Consider the following 19,064-nt stretch of genomic DNA (forward strand, 5'->3'; position numbering starts at 1 on the left):
AGCCCTACCCACTTTTTTATTTCGTAATCTCAGCGATTTGAGCTCTTAAATCCATTTCAGACACAAAACCTACATGCTCCCAAGTTTTGTCTCCCTTTTGTAATTTGATTACGGGTAGTCCCACAATGTTAAGTTCCTTCATCAATCTTGGATTTTGGTCAGCATCAATGCGGATGACTTTTACTTTACCCTCTTTTTCGATAGCCTCTATATACGGTTTCATCTTTTTACAAGGGGCGCACCAGTCTGCATAAAAATCAATCAAAACCGGCAGGTTTGTAGGAATCATATGTCTGTACTCTTCTAGGCTCAGACCTTCACTTTTAACTATCAACTTCTCTTCTGGAAGGGATTTATTTCTCCATTCCATCATGCCACCCGGCATTTCAATGACCTCTTGGAATCCCATTTCTCTTAGTTTGTTCGCAGCGGAACTACTCCTACCTCCGCTAAGACAATAAATGTAAACCGGTTTAGATTTATCCAAAGTAGCCACCATGGAATTAAACTGGGGAGAGCGAACGTCTATATTGCTAGCATTGGGAATATGTCCCGCTTTGAATTCAGAGGGAGTTCTAACGTCTACCAATTGCACCTGAGGTTCTGCTTCAAGTTTTTTTGAAAGTTCTTCAGCACTTAACTTTTGAGCGCATGCTCCTGTTCCTAGGAGCAGTAATAGCAAATGTTTATACATAATTAATGAGGTAGATGATCTTTAATCTTTCCATAAAAATAGGTGCCGGCAATAGCACTTAATAAAGAAACAATAATCACAGTAGCTCCTGTTCCCACTTGAGCAAACAGGGGACCTGGGCAGGCTCCTGTCAATGCCCATCCGAATCCAAAAAGTAGGCCACCAAAGATCTGTCCTTTTTGGAAGGTCTTAGGTTCTACTTTCACGGGTTCTCCGTCCAAGGTTTTTATATTGAATTTACGAATGATAAACAAGGAACTCATTCCCACTACCACGGCACTTCCAATCACACCATACATATGGAAAGATTCCATACGGAACATCTCTTGGATCCTGAACCAGGAGATGATTTCAGCTTTGACAAAAACAAAGCCAAAGAGAATTCCTACGAATAAATAAGGCCATTTGTTTTTCATAATCCAAGAATATAAGGTAAGATAAGATTAGCCATGATTAAACCACCCGCCATAAAGCATATAGTGGCTACAAGGGATGGCCACTGTAGATTTGAAAGTCCCATGATGGAGTGCCCACTCGTGCAGCCGCCTGCATAGCGAGTTCCGAAGCCTACTAAGAAACCTCCTACAATCATCAGAATAAAGCCTCTAGGCGTTACTAGTGCTGGCCAGTTGAATAAGTCTGCTGGAACGAGTTGGGAATAGTCTGTAATGCCATAATTGCTTAGGTCTGCTTTAAGACTTTCCGCTACTTGCACAGGTTCAGGATTGCCGAAGATTACTCCTCCTATAAATCCCCCAATAGCAATGCCGAGTACAAAAAAGAGGTTCCAGGATTCTTTTTTCCAATCGTATTGAAAGAAGGGTAGCTTAGTAGGAAGGCAAGCTGCGCATAAATGTCTCAGGGAAGAGCTGATGCCAAAGGCTTTGTTGCCAATTAGCAGTAAGGCGGGAACTGTAAGTCCTATGAGGGGACCTGCTACGTACCATGGCCAGGGTTGGGTTAGAATTTTCATGTCTAGTCACATTTTTAGTGTAAAAATGTGCATTCTTAACCAATAGTTTATGTAGCAGGTCTATAAATTATCTGAATAAGTCTTGGTAAATCTTCTTTTGTAGGGCAGTTTGATCCTTTCTAAGTGTCATTTGGTAATTCTCATCAAGATCTATGCCTATCATTCTGAAATAATGGGCGTAATCTAACTCTTTGGTGGAATACACATATTGGAAAATGTCATCTAAAGGCGTACCCGCATATTTTTCGCAGATTTTTATGAATTCTGCATCAGTATATCCACGATTTCCTTTCTTATAGATTTCGTGATATAGATACCTCATGACATCGTCCAGGCTCCTAGTGTTTTGAGTTGCCGTCCGAATGCGGATGTCTAATAACATCCCTACCAAAGGACCCTTTTCATAGTATGAAATAGTTTCTCCTTTTTTACCAAATGGACCATCTTCCCAAGTTTTTGCCGAAGATTCAGCAAGAGTCTGTTTCAAACGTCCTGGATTCTTTTGGAAGTTTGCTATAGAGGCACTCCAGGCTTTTTTCATTTCCTCTGCGCTAAGAAGTCCTGCTCTGTTCATAATGATGTTCTCATAATAAGCAGTTAAGCCTTCTGCCACCCAAAGCATATTGGTACGGTTAGGTTGGCTGTAGTCAAATGGACCCAGTTCAATAGGTCGGATTCTTTTAGCGTTGAAATGATGGAAATACTCATGCGTTAGAAAGCTCAAGGTTCTCGTTCTGCCTGGACCTTCAAGTTCTTGTCCTGTAAACGCAACAGCCGTAGAGTTTAATTGTTCAATTCCTCCGTTTCCTGGACCTAAGCCTATAAAGGTGTAATGTTCGTAGGGAATGTCTCCTATTAATTCGATGGCAGTTGATATGATCTTTTTTAGATCATTCATTAATCTCAGCCCATCAAATGTACCCATAGCATAACCTAGAAATCTATGCTTTTTGCCACCTATTTCAAAAGGAGGAAGTTCCTTCAATTCTCCAATTAAAAGAGGGCTGTCATATAGTATATCTACATCTTTAGCGTAATAGGTATAAGCTTTTAAGGAATCTAGTCCCGTAGCTACTTTTGTCCACTCGGAGGGTGCATGAATATGAATTTGAGCAGGAGTATCCTTTTCATTTTTTCGGTGTAAGAAGAGGGCCGAAGGCTTCAAAAAGGCTCTTTCTTTGTCTATAAAAGCGGTTCCCACAAAGTTTCTTTCAGCTCGTACTTTATATTTTACTTTGAGCTCTTTTGTATTAGAGGTATATATTCTCCAGGTATTATGCCCAAACTTAATCCATCTCAGTGTGTCCCCGTATTCATTGTAGGCATGAAAATCATGGAAATTCTTCCCAAAATCCATTACCTGGTAATAGCCTGGTGACCAGGCGGGTATTTCTAAGTCCAAGTATGGCTCAGTAGGAGCTGAAGTAGTTAGGGTAAGATCATATTGGTAAGAACGCAAATCTACCTCAAAATTGAGTTCTTGGGCTTGAAGTCCTCCTCCTAGGAATAAAAGGGTGATTAGTTTCTTCATAAAGCAAAAAGAGCCGGGTAAAATTACCCGGCCTTTAGTTATTTGTGAAATATAATGTTCTTAATAGCCCGCATTCTGCTTTAAGTTCGGGTTCTTGTTCAATTCCCCGTTAGGAATTGGGAAGATAATCCGAGTGTTTGCTTGAGGATGTGGGTTATGGTTAAACCATGATTTGGTTTGGTAAACTCCAAAACGGATCAGGTCTTGTCTACGGTGAGCTTCAGCTGCGAATTCCCAGCCTAACTCGTCTAAGAAACGACCGTACTTGATATCAGCTCCACCGTTTTTCACAGCTACACTTCCATCTTTTTCTTGCCATCCGTACTGATATGCACTACCCTGAAGTAGTTCTGCACCGCTTACAGTAGCTTTTGCCGGATTAGATTTGAAAGCTCTCTGTCTAACTTGTGTTACTAATTGTGCTGCTGCATCTGCATCTCCTTTTCTTAGAAGCGCTTCAGCTTTCATCATTAACACGTCAGCATAACGGAACATCGGGTAGTCATTGTCCAAGTTGTTAGTAGCACCTTGTTTGATCTTGTATTTACCGATTCTGTAGCCACTATTACTTGGAGCTACTGTACCGTCTCCACCTATACCTGGAACTTCCTTCACATAGTTGATAACCATTTCACCGGTTGTAGCACTGTATTGAGGTCCCATGATCCAAGAATCGGCCAAACGACCGTCTTCTTTGTCATACGTATCAATGAATTGTGGAACTGCACAGTTACCGCCCCATGGACCAGCTGACATTCCGTAAACCAAACGGCTTAAAGGGTCAAGGGTCTTCATGTGAATTTGGGAACCTGTACCATAGATTTCATCGTAAGGTACGGCAAAGATGATCTCTTTACTATTGTGGTTCGTATATGTAAATACGTCACTGTAGTTAGGATCAAGGATGTAATTATTGCTAGCAATGATGTCATTGGTTTCTTTAATTACACCATCCCAGTTAGCAGTACCTGTGTACACTTCAGCATTCAGGTAGATCTTCGCTAAAAGTGCTTTTGCTGCCCATTTGTTCATTCTACCATAAGTGGCAGATACATCTGAGGAAAGTAGGGGTTCAATTTCAGTGATTTCTTTTACGATGAAATCGTATACTTCCTTACGTGTACTTTGCTGCGGTAGGGTTACATCACGGTAGTTGGTTACAATTGGAACGTTACCGTGGTTATCCAATAGAAGATAGTATGCTAAAGCTCTCGCTGCACGTAATTCCGCAATGGCTGCCTTTGCCGTAGCTTCTGGAAGTGGAATTTCGTTATCTTCTATCTGCGCAATAACGCGGTTCGCTCTTGTGATACTCGCGTAGGAGGATTGCCATGTATTCTCAGGCTGCCATTGCTGGGAAGTCCATGCGTGCTGGTGCATCCTTCTGTAAGTACCACCGTCATCCCAACCGTTAGGTCTAACTGGTGTAATTATAGCATCTGCCGGCTCTTCTTGTAAGTCAAAGTATCCTTGCCATCCGAACATCAATGAACGGAAGGAAGCGTATACCGGAGCCAAGATGTTTGGTAGATCTCTCTCAGTAGGTTTGAATGAGGTAGAAAGTACTTCAGAGTATACCTCTTCATCCAGATTTGTACAGGAACCACCGCTAATCATTAAGCAGGCAGTTAGTGCATATATTGATATCTTTTTCATTGTCTAATAATCTTTAATTCTTTGCGTTAAAATGACACATTTAAGCCCAAAGTATAAGTTCTAGTGTTAGGATACTTATCACGGTGGTCAATACCAGGAGCGAAGGTATAATCTCCGGTGTAGCTCACGCCTTCAGGGTCTATGCCTTTGTAACCTGTGAAGGTGTAAAGGTTAAGTACAGATCCATAAACTCTCAAGTTATTGATGCCCTTGATCACTTTTGGAAGTGTATATCCAAGTGTGATGTTATCTAACTTCAAGTAGTCTCCTTTCTCAATGTAGTGAGAAACATATACAAGATCATTTTTCAACTCTTTACCGTATACAGGATCATATGCAGTTTTTAACACATTGTACGCCTTGTTTACAGGGTTTTCATAATACAGACGCTGCATGTTCAAGATATCATGACCAAATGCGCCACGGAAATTCACAGTTAAGTCAAATCTTTTGTAGTTTAAGTTGTTGTTCCAACCCACATTAAATTTAGGAATACCGTTGCCGTAGAATTGACGATCTTCTGGAGTAGCTTGAGCAATAGGAATAATTTCTCCGTTCTTATTTTCTACTAACCATTTGCCATTATCATCAACACCTACGCTTTTTAATACATAGAATTGACCAATAGGACCACCCACTTGTACACGGTGCGTGCTTACTTGGATAGGCTCACCGGTATAACCTGCATCAAAATATTCGGTAGTTACGTCAAATTGATCATTTGAAAGGTCAATCAACTTGTTTTTGTTAGTTGAGAAGGTCAATGTAGTGTTCCAGCTGAAATCTTTCTTTTGGATGGCAGCGTAGTTCAACATTACTTCTATACCTGAGTTCTTCATTGAACCTGCATTCAACATCATGCTAGAGGTTAAGTATGGAGGAACCGGTACAGAGAAGTAATACAATAGGTCATTAACAGTACGAGTATAGAAATCTATGGATCCACTTAGTTTGTTTTTGTAGATACCAAAGTCTAAACCTGCGTTCCATTCTGTTTTTTTCTCCCATCTTAAATCAGGGTTGAAGTTACGTGCAGGGATAAAACCAGGAACCCATTTTCCACCGATAAAGGCACCTTGTCCTGTAGCGAAGTTGTAACTGATTTGAGACTGATATGGAGAGGAGGCAATAGTACCAGTAACCCCTACACCCGCTCTTAATTTCAATTGAGAGATAGTGTTGGTACCTTTCAAGAATTCTTCGTTAGCAATGTTCCAACCCAATGAGAATGCCGGGAAAGTACCCCACTGATTATTCTCACCGAAAGTAGATGAACCTTCTCTACGAACAGAAGCCATAACCATATACTTGTTGTCAAATACATAGTTTAAACGAGCGAAGAAACCGGCCAACTGCCATTTGCTCTTATAGCTAGTCATTGAAGCTAGACCTCTTTGTAGAGCAGTACCCGCTTCTAGCTTGTTGTAAGAGTAAGCGTCAGTTGGGAAGTCATAGTTATACGCATAGAAGTTCTCAGACGTATTGTCTTGCCAGCTGTATCCTCCTAGTAAAGTGAATCTGTGGTCATTGAACGTTTTCACGTAGTTACCTGTCAATTCCAATAGATTCTCTGTGTTTGCAGAAGTATAGCGACTAGCCGTTCCATTCATGTTGTTTTTAGTAGTGTTAACATGCTGGAAAGTTGTAGCAGAACCTGATAAATAGTCACCTTGAACTCTTGAAGCTAATAGTTTGAAGTTCAAGTCTCTCATAGGACGGTATTCCACTGACCCGCTGAAACGGTTTTCTTTTGTTTTAGCGTCATTAATGGTTTCATGGATGTAACCTAGTGGGTTGTCATACATATAGGCATTGCTTTCTTTCCATGTACCATCAGCGTTCTTGATAGCATCCGTTGGGTTACGGATCATGGCTTGTCTCCAGGCCCAGCCTCCGGCTCCACCTTGGTTAGAGGTAGTGGTAGTACTGATTAATTGTAGGTTTGTTTTTACTTTACCATCATACATTTCGTGGTTCAAGTCAGCACGTAGAGCTACTCTCTCTTGACCGGTTTTAAGCATGATACCGTCCCAGTCTCTGTAGTTCAAAGTACCGGTGAAGTTGGTTTTATAGTTACCACCAAAGAAAGCCAAGTTATGGTTATGGCTAAGTGGGTTTTGTAAAACTTCATCGATCCAGTTGGTATTGCTACCTAGGTCTTCGTAAGCGTATCCTTGTGAAATTAAGCGTCTGTAATCGCTAGCATCCATCATCTCCGGTTTGCGGTAGATCCTTTGTTGGTTTACATAAGCGTTATACTCCACAGTAGTTTTGTTCTCGCTGTTTTTGTTTTTACGAGTCGTGATCAAGATCACACCACCCGTAGCGCGAGTACCGTAGATCGCTGCTGCTGAACCATCTTTCAGAACGTCAATAGATTCGATGTCTTCCGGAGCTACAGTAGTAATACTACCCGGTACACCGTCCACAATCACCAATGGGTTTTGAGAACCGTTAATGGAGTTCAAACCACGAAGGTTGATCTGAGTAGTGGCATTTGGATCACCGCTAGGAGTAGTGATTCTAAGACCAGCTACCTTACCTTGGATCAATTGTGCCGCATCTCTTACCGTACCTTTTAAGAAGTCTTCTGATTTTACGCTCGATACGGAACTGGTAACATCTCCTTTACGCTGTGTACCGTAACCTACTACTACTAATTCATCTAAGCTGGCATTTCCTCCCGTTAAGATGATGTCCAAAGTTCTTTGATTCGTTAGGGCGATTTCTTGTTTGTCATATCCTATAGCGGATACTACCAAAATGGAGTTAGGGCCATACTTCAGAGTGAATTTACCCTCCGCGTCTGTGTATGCTAAGGTACTAGTGTTTTTGATACCTACCATGGCTACCTCGATAGGTTTGCCATCTTGGTCCTTTACTGTACCCGTTAAGGTCAGGTCTTGCGCTAATGCCACCCATGGGAGCGCCATGAAGAGCAAGAACAGGAAATTGGTTAGCTGTTTCTTCATAGTTACGTTATAAAATTTTTTTGGTTATTGGTACGAATGACTCAACGGTTTCTGAGTTTTACGTCCGACAAATGTCCTTCAATTTGAGTTTTTCTGCTCTGCGCATTTTAACCAATGAATACAATAATTTAACAGTAAATTAATATCCTTTATGAGGGTTAAAATGTGAGGTTTAAATCAGAGGAATAGGGGTTAAAATGCTAGGATAGAAATGTTTGATTTTGTAGATGATTTTGCAGTTTTCGTAGAAGAAGGTCAATTTTAGGAGGATAAAATTCAATTAAGAAGGTGAGTTTATACTCACCTTCTTTCTGTAATTATTTGGATGTAATCAAATGTACCATAGCCTTTTACATTGTTGTTCGAAGCATGGAATAGTCCAATTTTTAATTTTTCATTTTTGAGTTCCGGACAGTAGAATGGACTGCCTATAAGATCTTCCCAATTTGTGCCGTCTCTGCTGATTCGGAGGTGAAAATATTCATCAGCTTTTTGTATTTGAAGATAAGGATAATAATTCCACCCCAGGCCATTATTCCTTTGTATCCTAGAATCTTGTGTTCCGAAGGTGCTCATATTCCCGATATTCCATCCCGTGAGTATGGTATTTTGCAAATAGGTGCTAGATCCCTGTACCATGATTCCTGTTTCTGTAGCCGTATTTCTTTTCTCGGCAGAACCTATAATGTCAGTTAATTTTGCACTAAAGGTGAAGTTTCCTTCTACTTCCTTATAGATATAGGGCCCTTTCTTTCCTACAAAATCCCAAGAAGAGTTGACAGATCCCAGTTCCATTTGCCCATTTTTTCCTCTGATATAAGCTTCTACATTTTTGTCCCCTTGTGTTCCATCCCAAAACTCAGGTAAATTCTCTAGGAAATCTTTCTCATCAGGTATGTTAACTTTCTTTTCCTTCTGTATAGAAGGTGGAGGTACATTTAGATATGCACTGACATTTCCTTCTTCATCGCGTACTTTTACTTGAATGGACTCTGGTAGTTGAGGATAAAGATGATAATTCCTATTTTGCCATTGATCAAAATAGTATTCTAATCCATCTTGTGGAATGCATTGAACCAGCACCTGATTCCCGGATGTATAGAAAGCTTTACAACCTTCTATTTTAAGTACATTTCCTTGAAGGGCTAAGGGTGGTTTTTGGCCTGTATATATTCCCCATTGTTGGAAGGCCCATTCAGTGGGCTTGAACGTAGTGATCTTTTGTCCTTTCCAAAGAATTGAGCCATTGCCTTTCAACTGTAAAGTGCCCCAATTTTCCCCATTTTTAGGATTACAAACGGCTCTTAATTCCGAGTGTGGATTTTGTTTAAGATAGTCCATAGCTTCTGCGGGTATAAAGTCCTGTCCCACTACAGCCATTTTCCCATCATAATCCTCTACTTCTACAGAAGGGATTTCCATCTGTAGATATCCTCTGTTTTTCCAACCTTGTCGCTTTTTATAGTCCAGATCCCGGGCGGTGTAGTAATATGGCCAGTCTTTGTCAGATTCTAAAGATGGTATTTCATTTGGTTCAAAGGCTCTGTCATAAATTCTTAACTCGGCTAGTAGACCGCTAAAACCTTCTGTTCCATTTCTGCCTAAAGTAATGAGAGAGTCCGGTCGTATAAACAGCATTTTATCTGAGGCACTTACTTCCTTTCCGTCTACATAAACCCTCTGCATGTAGCCGTCAAAGGTTATCGCGATTCTTTGCCATTTGTTCTCCTTTAATGAAGACTTGAAGGATAGATCCGCCCAGCCCCCGTGTGTTACTGCCCCACTTTGAGCATCATATCCCGCTCCGAAGGTGGCTTTGGTAAGATCCTGTGGACTTCTTGACCAGGTGATTAAAGGTTCGAACCTTTCAATGGTAGGGTTGAAAATATCATAAATGAGAGTAAAACTGCTGTTGCCCTGAAGGGGAAAGGAAAAATTAGAGGTCCAAAGGTCAGTACCTTGGAATTTGATCCCCTTCTTGCCCTCTATAATCTCCACCGCAGCTTGATTTGCAGCGGAGAATTTTCCTCCCATAGCGCCATCATTGGATAGAGATTTCAATTTCTCTCCCGGAAGCAAGTCTGAGGCACTCAAGTGAACCAATAGGTCTTTATGCTTCCTCACTACAGGTTCCTTTTGAGGACTAGAAGTAGGAAAATCTCCCTTAATCTTCTCTTTAAAGATTTTTACGTTCCAAATACCTCGCGGCAGTCCAGGTTGTTGCGTTTCTAAGATGGTGATTCTAATATATCGGGCTTGAACTTGGTTGAAATCTGCCATGGGACTTCCCCAAGTAGTATTTTGGCTTCTATCTGCGAAGGTTTTCCAGGTCTTTTGATCCGTAGAATATTCAATTCTGTATTGATAGTAGTAGGTAGCATATTCAAATTGAGTCAAGATAGACTGAATGGTAATGACTTCCCCGAGGTCCACTTGCCACCATGCCTGTTTCATGTTGTCCTTTGCTCTCCAGAGGGTTCCGTTATCATCGTCAGCGGCATTCGAGGCCTGAAAGTGGAGATTATATTCAGAAGATGCTTTAACCGTCTTCCCTAGGGCGAGGTTGGTATAAGGAATTTGATTAGGACCAAGCAGTCCTATACCTGAATGTGTAGGTTTTACTTTTTTTATATTTCCTTTTTCGTCAAACTCTAGGAGGTCTGCGGCCAACTGCCGATGGAAGCCTCCATTGGAGTGGGGGTTATTGTGCCGATGGTAAACTATGTAATACTTTCCTTCATGTTCCTGCACGCTATGATGTCCCGGCCCGTGGACCGTTCCGTCCTCATTGGTCACTAGAATAGGGTTTTCATCCGGGTATTCATAGGGGCCAAAGGGGCCTGTAGTGCTTTTTAAGTACTGTACACGGTAAGTATGGTCTTCGCATCTTCCTGAAGAATACATGAAATAGTAGATTCCATCTTTCTTGAACATAAATGGAGCTTCGAAGAAATCCTTTGCTACGGTATTAGGGATCAATTCCACCTTAGAGAAGGTCTTCATGTCCGGGTTTAGTTTACCTACCGCGCAACCGTGCTCAGGGTAAATTCCCCATGTCCCCCAAAACATGTATATGGATCCGTCATCATCCGTGAACGTCTGAGCGTCTAAGGTGATCACACCCGGTATCATGTAGTTCGGGATGATGGCTTTGCCACTGTCTATGGGTGTCCAGGGACCCACAGGGCTCTCTGATTGCCCTGCAAAGATCTCTACCGGTTGGCTATAATACAGGTAGTATTTCCCATCATATCCTTTGGTGACATCCGGAGCCCAGTACCAGTGTGTATTAGGCCAGTTCATGGGCTGTATGGTCCAGTTGACAAAATCTTTAGAGGTCCATACCTGTGCAGGTCCGCCTCCCCATCCTGTACCGTCTGTGGTAGCATATAGGTAGAAGGTGTCACCAATTTTCTTGATGGTAGGATCAGCGAAATACCCAGGTACTAGGGGATTCCTGTTTTGGGCAAAGCAATTAAAAAAGAGACATGTTAAGAAAAGGATCTTTTTCATAGAATTATTGGCATAAACACCGATTTAAAGACAAGGTGTACAATCCTCAAAATTAGCTATAAGACGCCTATACCTGGGTGAATGGATTTTAACAAAAGATCTTTATTTGTTGACCGAATTGGATGGGGCTAAGTTTTAAAAGGTGAGGTCTAAGCAACTGCCGACGTATGTAAAATACTGGGAAGAACCATAAAAATCCTTCCCATTTTGGATTCAACCATTCACCTTCTTATCCATCATGTTCTTTACGATGTTGATGACTGTTTTTCGGGGTAATAGTCGGGGGATAAGCGACTGCAATACATTATCAAAACCTATGATCTTATTATTCTTTTTCCTGAGCAGAGCATCCAGGCTTTGCTTAGCTACTTCTTCCGGACTTTCATACTTCATACCAGCGGTATTTGCATTTGCAGAGGCTTGAAATCCCGTGTCTGTATTTCCTGGGCATATGCATGTCACAACTATTCCTCTGTCAGCATATTCTCCGTACAAGGACTCAGAAAAGTTTAGCACAAAGGACTTAGATGCACAATATACTGCAATGTACGGGCAGGGTTGTAAGGCACCGGTGGAGGCAATATTGACTATCCCGCCATTATTGTTCTGTAACATCTCTGGTAAAAACAAGTGAGTTAAAGATAGCAGGGAGTTGATATTCAAGTGAAGCATGGATTGATAAGTCTCTAGGGATTGATCCAGAAAGTTTGTCCATTTTCCTATCCCTGCATTATTAATCAGTAGATCTATAGTAAGTCCTAGCTTCTTGATCTCTTGATAGATGAATTTAGGGGAACGCAGGTCTGAGAGATCAGCAACTATATACCTGGCCTGAATTTTGAATTTTGATTGGAGATCTTCGGCCATCTGAGAAAGCTTATTTTCAGATCTAGCCGTTATCACCAGATTTACACCTTTTTTTGCCAGTTCGTAGGCGAAGGCTTTGCCAATTCCGGAAGAAGCTCCCGTGATGAGTGCAGAACGATATTTGAAATTTGTCATCTTTGATTAATTTTTTACAAAGGGACAAACTTTGAAATCAAATCTACTTAACAAATGTTAGGAAGAGATTTGTCTTCTGATTCTACTAAGACTTTCCGGTTTGATTCCTATGTAAGAAGCGATGTACTGCAAGGGGACATTTTGTAGGATGTCAGGGTAAGATCTCATGAGTTTAAGGTAGCGTTCTTCAGCACTGAGCAATATCATGTCACGTGTTCGTTCCTCATTGTAGATCAAGGCTTGTTCATAGATTTTCTCGCCAAAAATACTCCACTGATGGATTTGGGTGTTCAAATTTTCTAATTCAGGCTTAGTGATACGTAACAAAGTACATTCCGTGATGGTCTGTACATTATCGTAGGCGGGGACATTCGCGATAAAACTTTGGTAAGAAGTAATAAAACCAGAAGGACAGTTGATCTGTGTAGTCCGCTCTTCTCCCTCCTTAGTATAATATACCCGGACATATCCATCCACGATGTAGTATAAGTACTTGGTTCGCTTATTTTCTTCCTCTAGTAGGGTGTTCTTCGGGATCTGAATGGCTTTGAATGCACGGCATATGGTTTGGATATCTCCTTCCTGCAGAGGAATTAAGTTGGATACTTTATGGATCAATTTCTCATGCATGGAAGTCGTATTTGATCTGGAGATCATTTTTTTTAAATATTATGATGCTCTAATTACTTTAGAATAGAACATTTGGATGCTAAGGGCATACAAATGCAGAGAAGCCACTTATCTTTTTGGGAACTTGTCCCGAATTAAATGAAGTTCAATATGATGTTCAAGATAGGCTTTTAGACCGTCTAGTACAGTAGTAAAACCACCCGTATTGTTTAATAGGGCCTCTATTAAGGCATCTCCTGTCTGTTGAAATCCGTAATTTCTAATGGTAACATAAGTGCTTTCTTCCGTCATTGCTTCAAACTCAAAATCTACAGCAGTAGGTGGTTCATCCCATTCTATAGATATTCTTTTGTTAGGTATGATTTCTTTTACTTTTACTAGGCAAGAAACCCCGTACATTTCCCATTCCCATTTGATCGTCTTTCCTACTTCCAAAGGTCCACTGGACTTAGTAAACCAAAAATGAGTAGTAATGCTAGGGTCAACGAAAGCTTGGAAAACCAGTGAAGCAGGCTTCCTAATAAGCATTTGGGTTTCAACTGTAGGTGTCATATGTTCCAAAATTGATTCCAAAATTAAGGATTTTGTGAAGGTTTCCAAGGTGGGAGCATTTTTCTTTTGATGCGTGATTTTCAATTGATTTTGTCTGTAAAATGGTTATTGTTATAGGATATTAGGTTCATAATTATCCTTGTCAATTTTTTTTTCTGTCCTTTTATTCCAGATGATTTCTTTTTCCTCCCAATATGAGATTTGGCTTCTAGAAATGTTTTTACTTTCAATGTACTTAAGGTCTTTGATGTGAGATTTGGGTACGGACTTATTGCAAGGGATTAAATTTGAAATGAAGGGGAAAATGTAGCTAACTCATCGAACTCTCCCCGCTTTTTTATACTTTGGTTTCTTTTATTAGAAAGGAAGCAAGTTGCTGGTAGTCAGTTTAACTTAGCAATTTTCGGGTTTTAGAACCTATGGTGCCTTCTGATCTTTGACTTCAAATAGGAATACAGTATGAACGATCAACAACAGTTGAATTATAATAGAATAGCTCAGGCTATTGAATACATTACGGAGCATTTTAAGGAGCAGCCCCAATTGGATGAGGTGGCGGAAATGGTGCACTTAAGTCCCTTTCACTTTCAAAGGTTGTTTAAAGAGTGGGCGGGTACTACACCCAAGAAGTTCTTGCAGTACACCAGCCTGCAATACGCCAAGCGATTGCTCCAAGATCAACAGGCTACGCTATTCGATACCGCCTATCAGACTGGATTATCCGGGACTGGACGTCTCCATGATTTGTTTATACAGATGGAAGGCATGACTCCTGCTGAATTCAAGAACGGAGGAAGGAATCTCAGCATCCAATACAGTTTTGCAGATAGCCCGTTTGGGAAGGTTATAGTAGCATCTACCTCTAAAGGCATCTGCCATATGGCATTTGAGGAGGATGAGGATCAGGCCTTATGGAATCTCCAGCAGAAATTCCCTTTTGCTAAGTATCAGAACCTTTTTGATGATTTACAAGCTAATGCACTTTCTATTTTTCAAACCGACTGGACTCAATTAAAACAGATCAAACTGCATTTAAAAGGAACGGAGTTTCAGTTGAAAGTCTGGGAAGCGCTACTGAAAATTCCCTTTGCGGGCGTTTCGACTTATGGTAAGATTGCGGATAAGATAGGGCAACCCACGGCGTCCAGAGCGGTGGGTACGGCTATAGGTAGTAACCCTGTGGCATTCCTCATACCTTGTCATCGCGTTATTCAATCTACAGGGCACTTAGGAGGTTACATGTGGGGCAAAACCAGGAAAACGGCTATGTTGGGATGGGAAGCCGCAAAAAGCGACTAATTGGACTAAGTAGGGTGTTTTTGGTGTCTTCCTAAACTTTGATCTTAAATAAAATAGTATGCTTCCGGGCATAGGGACTCTTTTTAGGGGAGGTGGTAAAGGAATGGATTTTAATTAATCCCCACTTTTCATAAAGGACAGAGGCGATGATTGGTGGAGGAGGATGAATTCTGCATTTATTGACTTGCGATGAAATCTTATTAGCGTAGTGCTTAATGCCGGGATAGGGATTATTAGTTTTCAAATTTCTGATAGGATCAAATAACGTAGATAGTTTTCCTTTTTTAGTTTCCAATGATGGTTATCTGAAATATAGGGGCACAAGTTGAGAAGGTAAAATGAGTTTGAAATAGGTTCATTATAAGGTTTTGGCGGTTAATAGTGCTGGTATAAAGAATACAGAGGTCTTTAGGCGAGGGGTATGGTTTTTCTTTAAAAGATTTAAAAAATGAAGAGCCAAACATGTTTGGTAGTAAAAGAAGATAAATGAAGTGAATAATGGGAAATAGGAAGAATTACTTGCCTTATGATGGGGAAGTGCGATATTATGGTAAGATTTTAACTAGTGCGGAGGCGGATGGGTATCTGCATAAGATGTTAGAAAAGATAGAATGGCAAAACGATGAGGCCATCATCTTTGGTAGGAGGATAGTGACGAAACGCATGGTAGCTTGGTATGGGGAACGGCCCTTTTCTTACACCTATTCTAAGGTTACTAAAAGTGCATTGCCGTGGACACAGGAGTTGCTGGAATTGAAGGCTAGGGTGGAAGGGGCTACAGGTGAGACATTCAATTCCTGTTTATTGAACTTGTATCATAGCGGGGAGGAGGGCATGGCCTGGCACAGTGATGGAGAAGCAGATCTAAAAAAGGACGGTGCTATAGGATCTTTGAGTTTGGGAGCGGAAAGGAAGTTTTCGTTCAAGCATAAAAAGAATAAGGAGAGGGTAGATATACTCTTAGAGCACGGAAGTCTTCTGGTGATGGCCGGGACTACTCAGACGTATTGGTGGCACCGATTACCTCCCACTAAGAAGGTTTTAGATGCTCGTATCAATCTCACATTTAGAACTATAGAGGAGAAAATCGCCGAAATCTAAACGGAATGCGCATACATCTACAACTCTTCTAATGTTGTTAAAAAAAAAGTTACGTAAACATTTGGTAATTAGGGAAATAATTATTAAATTTCATTATGGGGCTAATATTTTTTAGGGATGGTTGGGGAGCGAACTTTTTTGTGTAGGTGTTGGGGAGGGTTACACTTTGAATAGTTGTATTTGAAATTGTTTCATTGTCTTTTGTATAGTTTGTATGTTGAACCTGTTGAATTGAATTGAGGAAACGATTTCAAAGTATCTTTGAATCCATTTTTACTTAGTAGTTCGTCAAGGGTGCTGATTTTCCAATATCTTATTTTAAATTCATCTTCGTAGCTAAATTCTTTTCCCTCGAAAATCCCACTACATTGTTCCCTATAAGTATATATATCATTTTCATTGTTACCTGTTAATTCTACAAGTCGTTTAAAAGTAGTTGTGTCAATATTGGTCAAACGACCTGCATTAAAAAATACGGTATTGGGTAAATCAAAAAAGAAGTACCCGTTTGGGTTAATGTGCTTACAAATATTCTCTATGTTTTTAGAAAGTTCATCTTCAGTAATTGAATAACTTAAAACAGTGAAAAGTGCGATTGCCAAATCTGCTTTCCCATTCTTGTATTCCGATATAGAGCAATTATAAACTTCAATTTCTGAATTTTGGCATTCTACCTTCCTTTTGAACTCATTAAACATTCCAATACTTTTTTCAACACCAATCACTTTGTAACCCTGCTTTGTCAGTGGAAACGATAGTCTACCAGTACCAGCTCCAAAATCAAGAATTGTTCCTGTTGGTAAAATTTGATTGATTACGTTCAGGTTTTCTGTTGTCAAGTTATTGTAGGAATTTCCAAAAGTCTTTTTGTAAACAAAGTCGTAATATGTTCCCCAATTGTCGTGTGGTTGTTTCATCGATGTATGTTTTTTAGAATGAGGCATTACGTTTTGCGGCTTGGCGAAGTGGAGGCATTATAGCACTACCGTTGATACGAAGCTCCAAAGTTCAAATTTAGCAAAAAGTTTCATACGAAACACTTCACCCGCCATTGAGCCAAACGCCTGCTGGGTGCTGGTGTTCTTGTCGTCCGTTCTTGTAAACCATTGTCAATATTAAGTTTCCGTGTCATTGTCTTGTCGGGTTGTTCGTTGCGTTTTTTATTTTTTTTGAAGGGTCGGGAAATTTTTTAAAAACAATTTTTACTCACTTCATTATTTATTTTCAAAGGTGTTCGTGAATGCTTCGCATTTCTTGCGTTGGCTTTGCAAGCTCTTTGTTCACGACATAATTATTTTTTATTGGTGTTCACGAATTCCGCTTCGCTCCATTTGACAAAGCATTGGTCTGTGCGTTGGCTTGAGGGGCTTTGGCAATGTGCTTGCAAATAGGGCTGGGGTATGTTTCCATTAGTTAAATACATCTCTAATCAATTTTTTTATTGTCAAGTTTTCCAATTTTGATGCTATAGGTGATACATTGTCCTGATTTTCTTTCCAATGCATCCCTTCATTATAAATAATACCAAGTAAATAATGGGATTCAGGCGAAACAACTCCCATTTCTTCGGCTTTTTCGAGTTTAGGTCTTGTCTTTTTCGTTGTGAGAAAAGTTGTTTGTGCGGCTGGATTTTGTAGTTTACCGTATGCAATTTCTTCAATCTTTACTCTTACACCACCACAAACTGCAAAGGGGCAGAAAGGACGTCCGTTTAAATAATTGTCAACTTCGCTAAATAAAAATTGATAGAAATTATCCGCTTCGCCCCAAAGTTCTCTAAGACCAAGAGCATTGAATTCTGCTCTTTTGTTTATGTGTGTGGGTTCAAAATGAAGTAGATGTTTTGAAACATCAACTTTAATACTCGGATGCTCTCGGTTTCTCAGTAATCTTACAATACTTTGATTCACCTGAATATTTGATTTGTCTAAATAGTAAACCTTCTGATTGCTGAAAGCAAAATTCTTAAAGTAGTTAGGGTTTAAGTGAGTTAAGATGATAGGATAAAGTCTTTTACCTTCGTCCTTAAAATCTTTTATGAATGTGGTGATGTAATACTGTGCTGCCGTTAGGTTCGCATCATCAAGGTAGTCGAACACCTCATCTATTATTAAAATATTTGCTTCTTTTTTAAGATGTTGACGAGCTCTGAAAAGCATTGCTACAAATGTCAAAATATCTCTTTGACCGTTTGAAATATGATTAGCTTTCGGAAATTTTACAACAAGCTGGCCTTCCGTTTGACTTGCACGAATCCCTTTCCAAGTGCAATTAAAGTTTGATAGAGTATGCTGAAACCGCTGTTTATCTAATTGATAATTGCTGTATTTACAAGCTTCTTTAAAGTTATTGGGATTGTCATTGTATAGCCAAATCAATTGAATTGCTATTAAGTATGCTTTTGTTTCAGAATTATAACCCAAGTCATATTCATTAATCAGATTGCCAATAGTATTTAGGTATTCAATTTGTTTTAAGTCGTTTAATCTATGTGCAGTTATCCAATCTGTTAATACTTCTATGGTTCCTGCTTGTTGGTTGATTTCATTAATGATGTCATTTATTCGAGTTCGAATCCTTTGGCCATTTGCTCGCTCTAATGCTTGATAATTGTAACTTAATTTCTCAACAAGTTTCAGATTTCCTAATGCCGCATTGGGATTAGGTAATACTCTTGCATTTTGACCGAATCTTTGTTGAGCAGCTCTGTATTGATTTCCAAATTGAACATTATCAGGAATTCGGTCAACCAAAACAACATCTTTTATTTCAAGTGTAGCACTTGGGCGACCGTATAGATTACCAATGCCTTTAGGTTTCGTTGGGTTGTTAATTACAAAATAATCAAGTTCTGAACTGATAGTGTTTGTCGTTGCAGTGGCTTCAAGTGTTGCTATACTGTTGTCTGGTCGTTCATATTCTATGTAAATCCTTGGGGCTAAAGTTTCATCCTCTGCGTGAAAGTCATCTTCTGATAAATTTATTCTTCTGTTGTTCATAGAATTGAAAGCTGCTGCAAATGAACTTTTGCCAAATCCATTTGGTGCAACTAAAAGGCTTGGTTTATTTGGTAGTATGTCCAATTCAAACCTTTTATGTTGAATGCCTTTTATATTTTCTATTTCAATTACTCGCAACATA

The 19,064-nt window shown here is 40.0% G+C and carries 14 protein-coding genes; 2 read left to right on the forward strand and 12 right to left on the reverse strand.

The window, feature by feature from the left end:
- Positions 1 to 16 precede the first annotated feature (16 nt).
- The 10 genes from LBYS_RS00525 to LBYS_RS00570 form a co-directional block, all read right to left on the reverse strand.
- Entirely contained in the window at positions 17 to 694 is a 678-nt protein-coding gene (locus LBYS_RS00525; RefSeq protein ID WP_013406955.1) for a rhodanese-like domain-containing protein, read from the reverse strand.
- Positions 695 to 696: 2 nt separating this feature from the next.
- Entirely contained in the window at positions 697 to 1,110 is a 414-nt protein-coding gene (locus LBYS_RS00530) for a DUF6691 family protein (RefSeq protein ID WP_013406956.1), read from the reverse strand.
- A complete protein-coding gene (locus LBYS_RS00535) occupies positions 1,107 to 1,667 on the reverse strand; it encodes a YeeE/YedE family protein (RefSeq protein ID WP_013406957.1) in 561 nt (186 codons plus the stop codon). Before LBYS_RS00535 ends, LBYS_RS00530 begins: the two co-directional genes overlap by 4 nt.
- A gap of 67 nt (positions 1,668 to 1,734) precedes the next feature.
- On the reverse strand, positions 1,735 to 3,198 hold the full coding sequence (locus tag LBYS_RS00540; RefSeq protein WP_013406958.1) for a M61 family metallopeptidase: 1,464 nt from the start codon (positions 3,196 to 3,198) through the stop codon (positions 1,735 to 1,737).
- Positions 3,199 to 3,258: 60 nt separating this feature from the next.
- The gene (locus LBYS_RS00545; RefSeq protein WP_013406959.1) at positions 3,259 to 4,854 is read right to left on the reverse strand and encodes a RagB/SusD family nutrient uptake outer membrane protein; all 1,596 of its coding nucleotides are present in this window, start codon (positions 4,852 to 4,854) and stop codon (positions 3,259 to 3,261) included.
- 26 nt (positions 4,855 to 4,880) lie between these two features.
- Positions 4,881 to 7,826, reverse strand: a complete 2,946-nt coding sequence (locus LBYS_RS00550; protein ID WP_013406960.1) for a SusC/RagA family TonB-linked outer membrane protein — start codon at positions 7,824 to 7,826, stop codon at positions 4,881 to 4,883.
- Between the two features lie 300 nt (positions 7,827 to 8,126).
- Complete coding sequence (locus LBYS_RS18065; RefSeq protein ID WP_013406961.1) at positions 8,127 to 11,339, reverse strand: family 43 glycosylhydrolase; 3,213 nt, start codon at positions 11,337 to 11,339, stop codon at positions 8,127 to 8,129.
- Between the two features lie 213 nt (positions 11,340 to 11,552).
- Positions 11,553 to 12,341 (reverse strand): SDR family NAD(P)-dependent oxidoreductase, encoded by a 789-nt coding sequence (locus LBYS_RS00560; RefSeq protein ID WP_013406962.1) that lies wholly within the window; start codon positions 12,339 to 12,341, stop codon positions 11,553 to 11,555.
- Positions 12,342 to 12,398: 57 nt separating this feature from the next.
- Entirely contained in the window at positions 12,399 to 12,998 is a 600-nt protein-coding gene (locus tag LBYS_RS00565) for a Crp/Fnr family transcriptional regulator (protein WP_013406963.1), read from the reverse strand.
- A gap of 81 nt (positions 12,999 to 13,079) precedes the next feature.
- On the reverse strand, positions 13,080 to 13,523 hold the full coding sequence (locus LBYS_RS00570) for an SRPBCC family protein (protein WP_041823954.1): 444 nt from the start codon (positions 13,521 to 13,523) through the stop codon (positions 13,080 to 13,082).
- 459 nt (positions 13,524 to 13,982) lie between these two features.
- On the opposite strand from LBYS_RS00570, the gene LBYS_RS00575 reads away from it, so the two are divergent.
- Positions 13,983 to 14,822 (forward strand): bifunctional helix-turn-helix domain-containing protein/methylated-DNA--[protein]-cysteine S-methyltransferase, encoded by an 840-nt coding sequence (locus tag LBYS_RS00575; protein ID WP_013406965.1) that lies wholly within the window; start codon positions 13,983 to 13,985, stop codon positions 14,820 to 14,822.
- A 498-nt stretch (positions 14,823 to 15,320) separates the two neighbouring features.
- Positions 15,321 to 15,923: an alpha-ketoglutarate-dependent dioxygenase AlkB family protein gene (locus LBYS_RS00585; protein ID WP_013406966.1), complete on the forward strand. Its 603-nt coding sequence runs from the start codon at positions 15,321 to 15,323 to the stop codon at positions 15,921 to 15,923.
- Positions 15,924 to 16,114: 191 nt separating this feature from the next.
- Here LBYS_RS00585 and LBYS_RS00590 read toward each other — a convergent pair whose 3' ends face one another.
- Positions 16,115 to 16,840 carry a class I SAM-dependent methyltransferase gene (locus LBYS_RS00590; protein WP_013406967.1) on the reverse strand — a complete coding sequence of 242 codons (726 nt, stop codon included), beginning with the start codon at positions 16,838 to 16,840 and terminating at the stop codon, positions 16,115 to 16,117.
- A 492-nt stretch (positions 16,841 to 17,332) separates the two neighbouring features.
- Positions 17,333 to 19,063, reverse strand: a complete 1,731-nt coding sequence (locus tag LBYS_RS00595; RefSeq protein WP_013406969.1) for a hypothetical protein — start codon at positions 19,061 to 19,063, stop codon at positions 17,333 to 17,335.
- Position 19,064: the final 1 nt, after the last annotated feature.

Source organism: Leadbetterella byssophila DSM 17132 (genome assembly GCF_000166395.1).
Lineage (GTDB): Bacteria > Bacteroidota > Bacteroidia > Cytophagales > Spirosomataceae > Leadbetterella > Leadbetterella byssophila.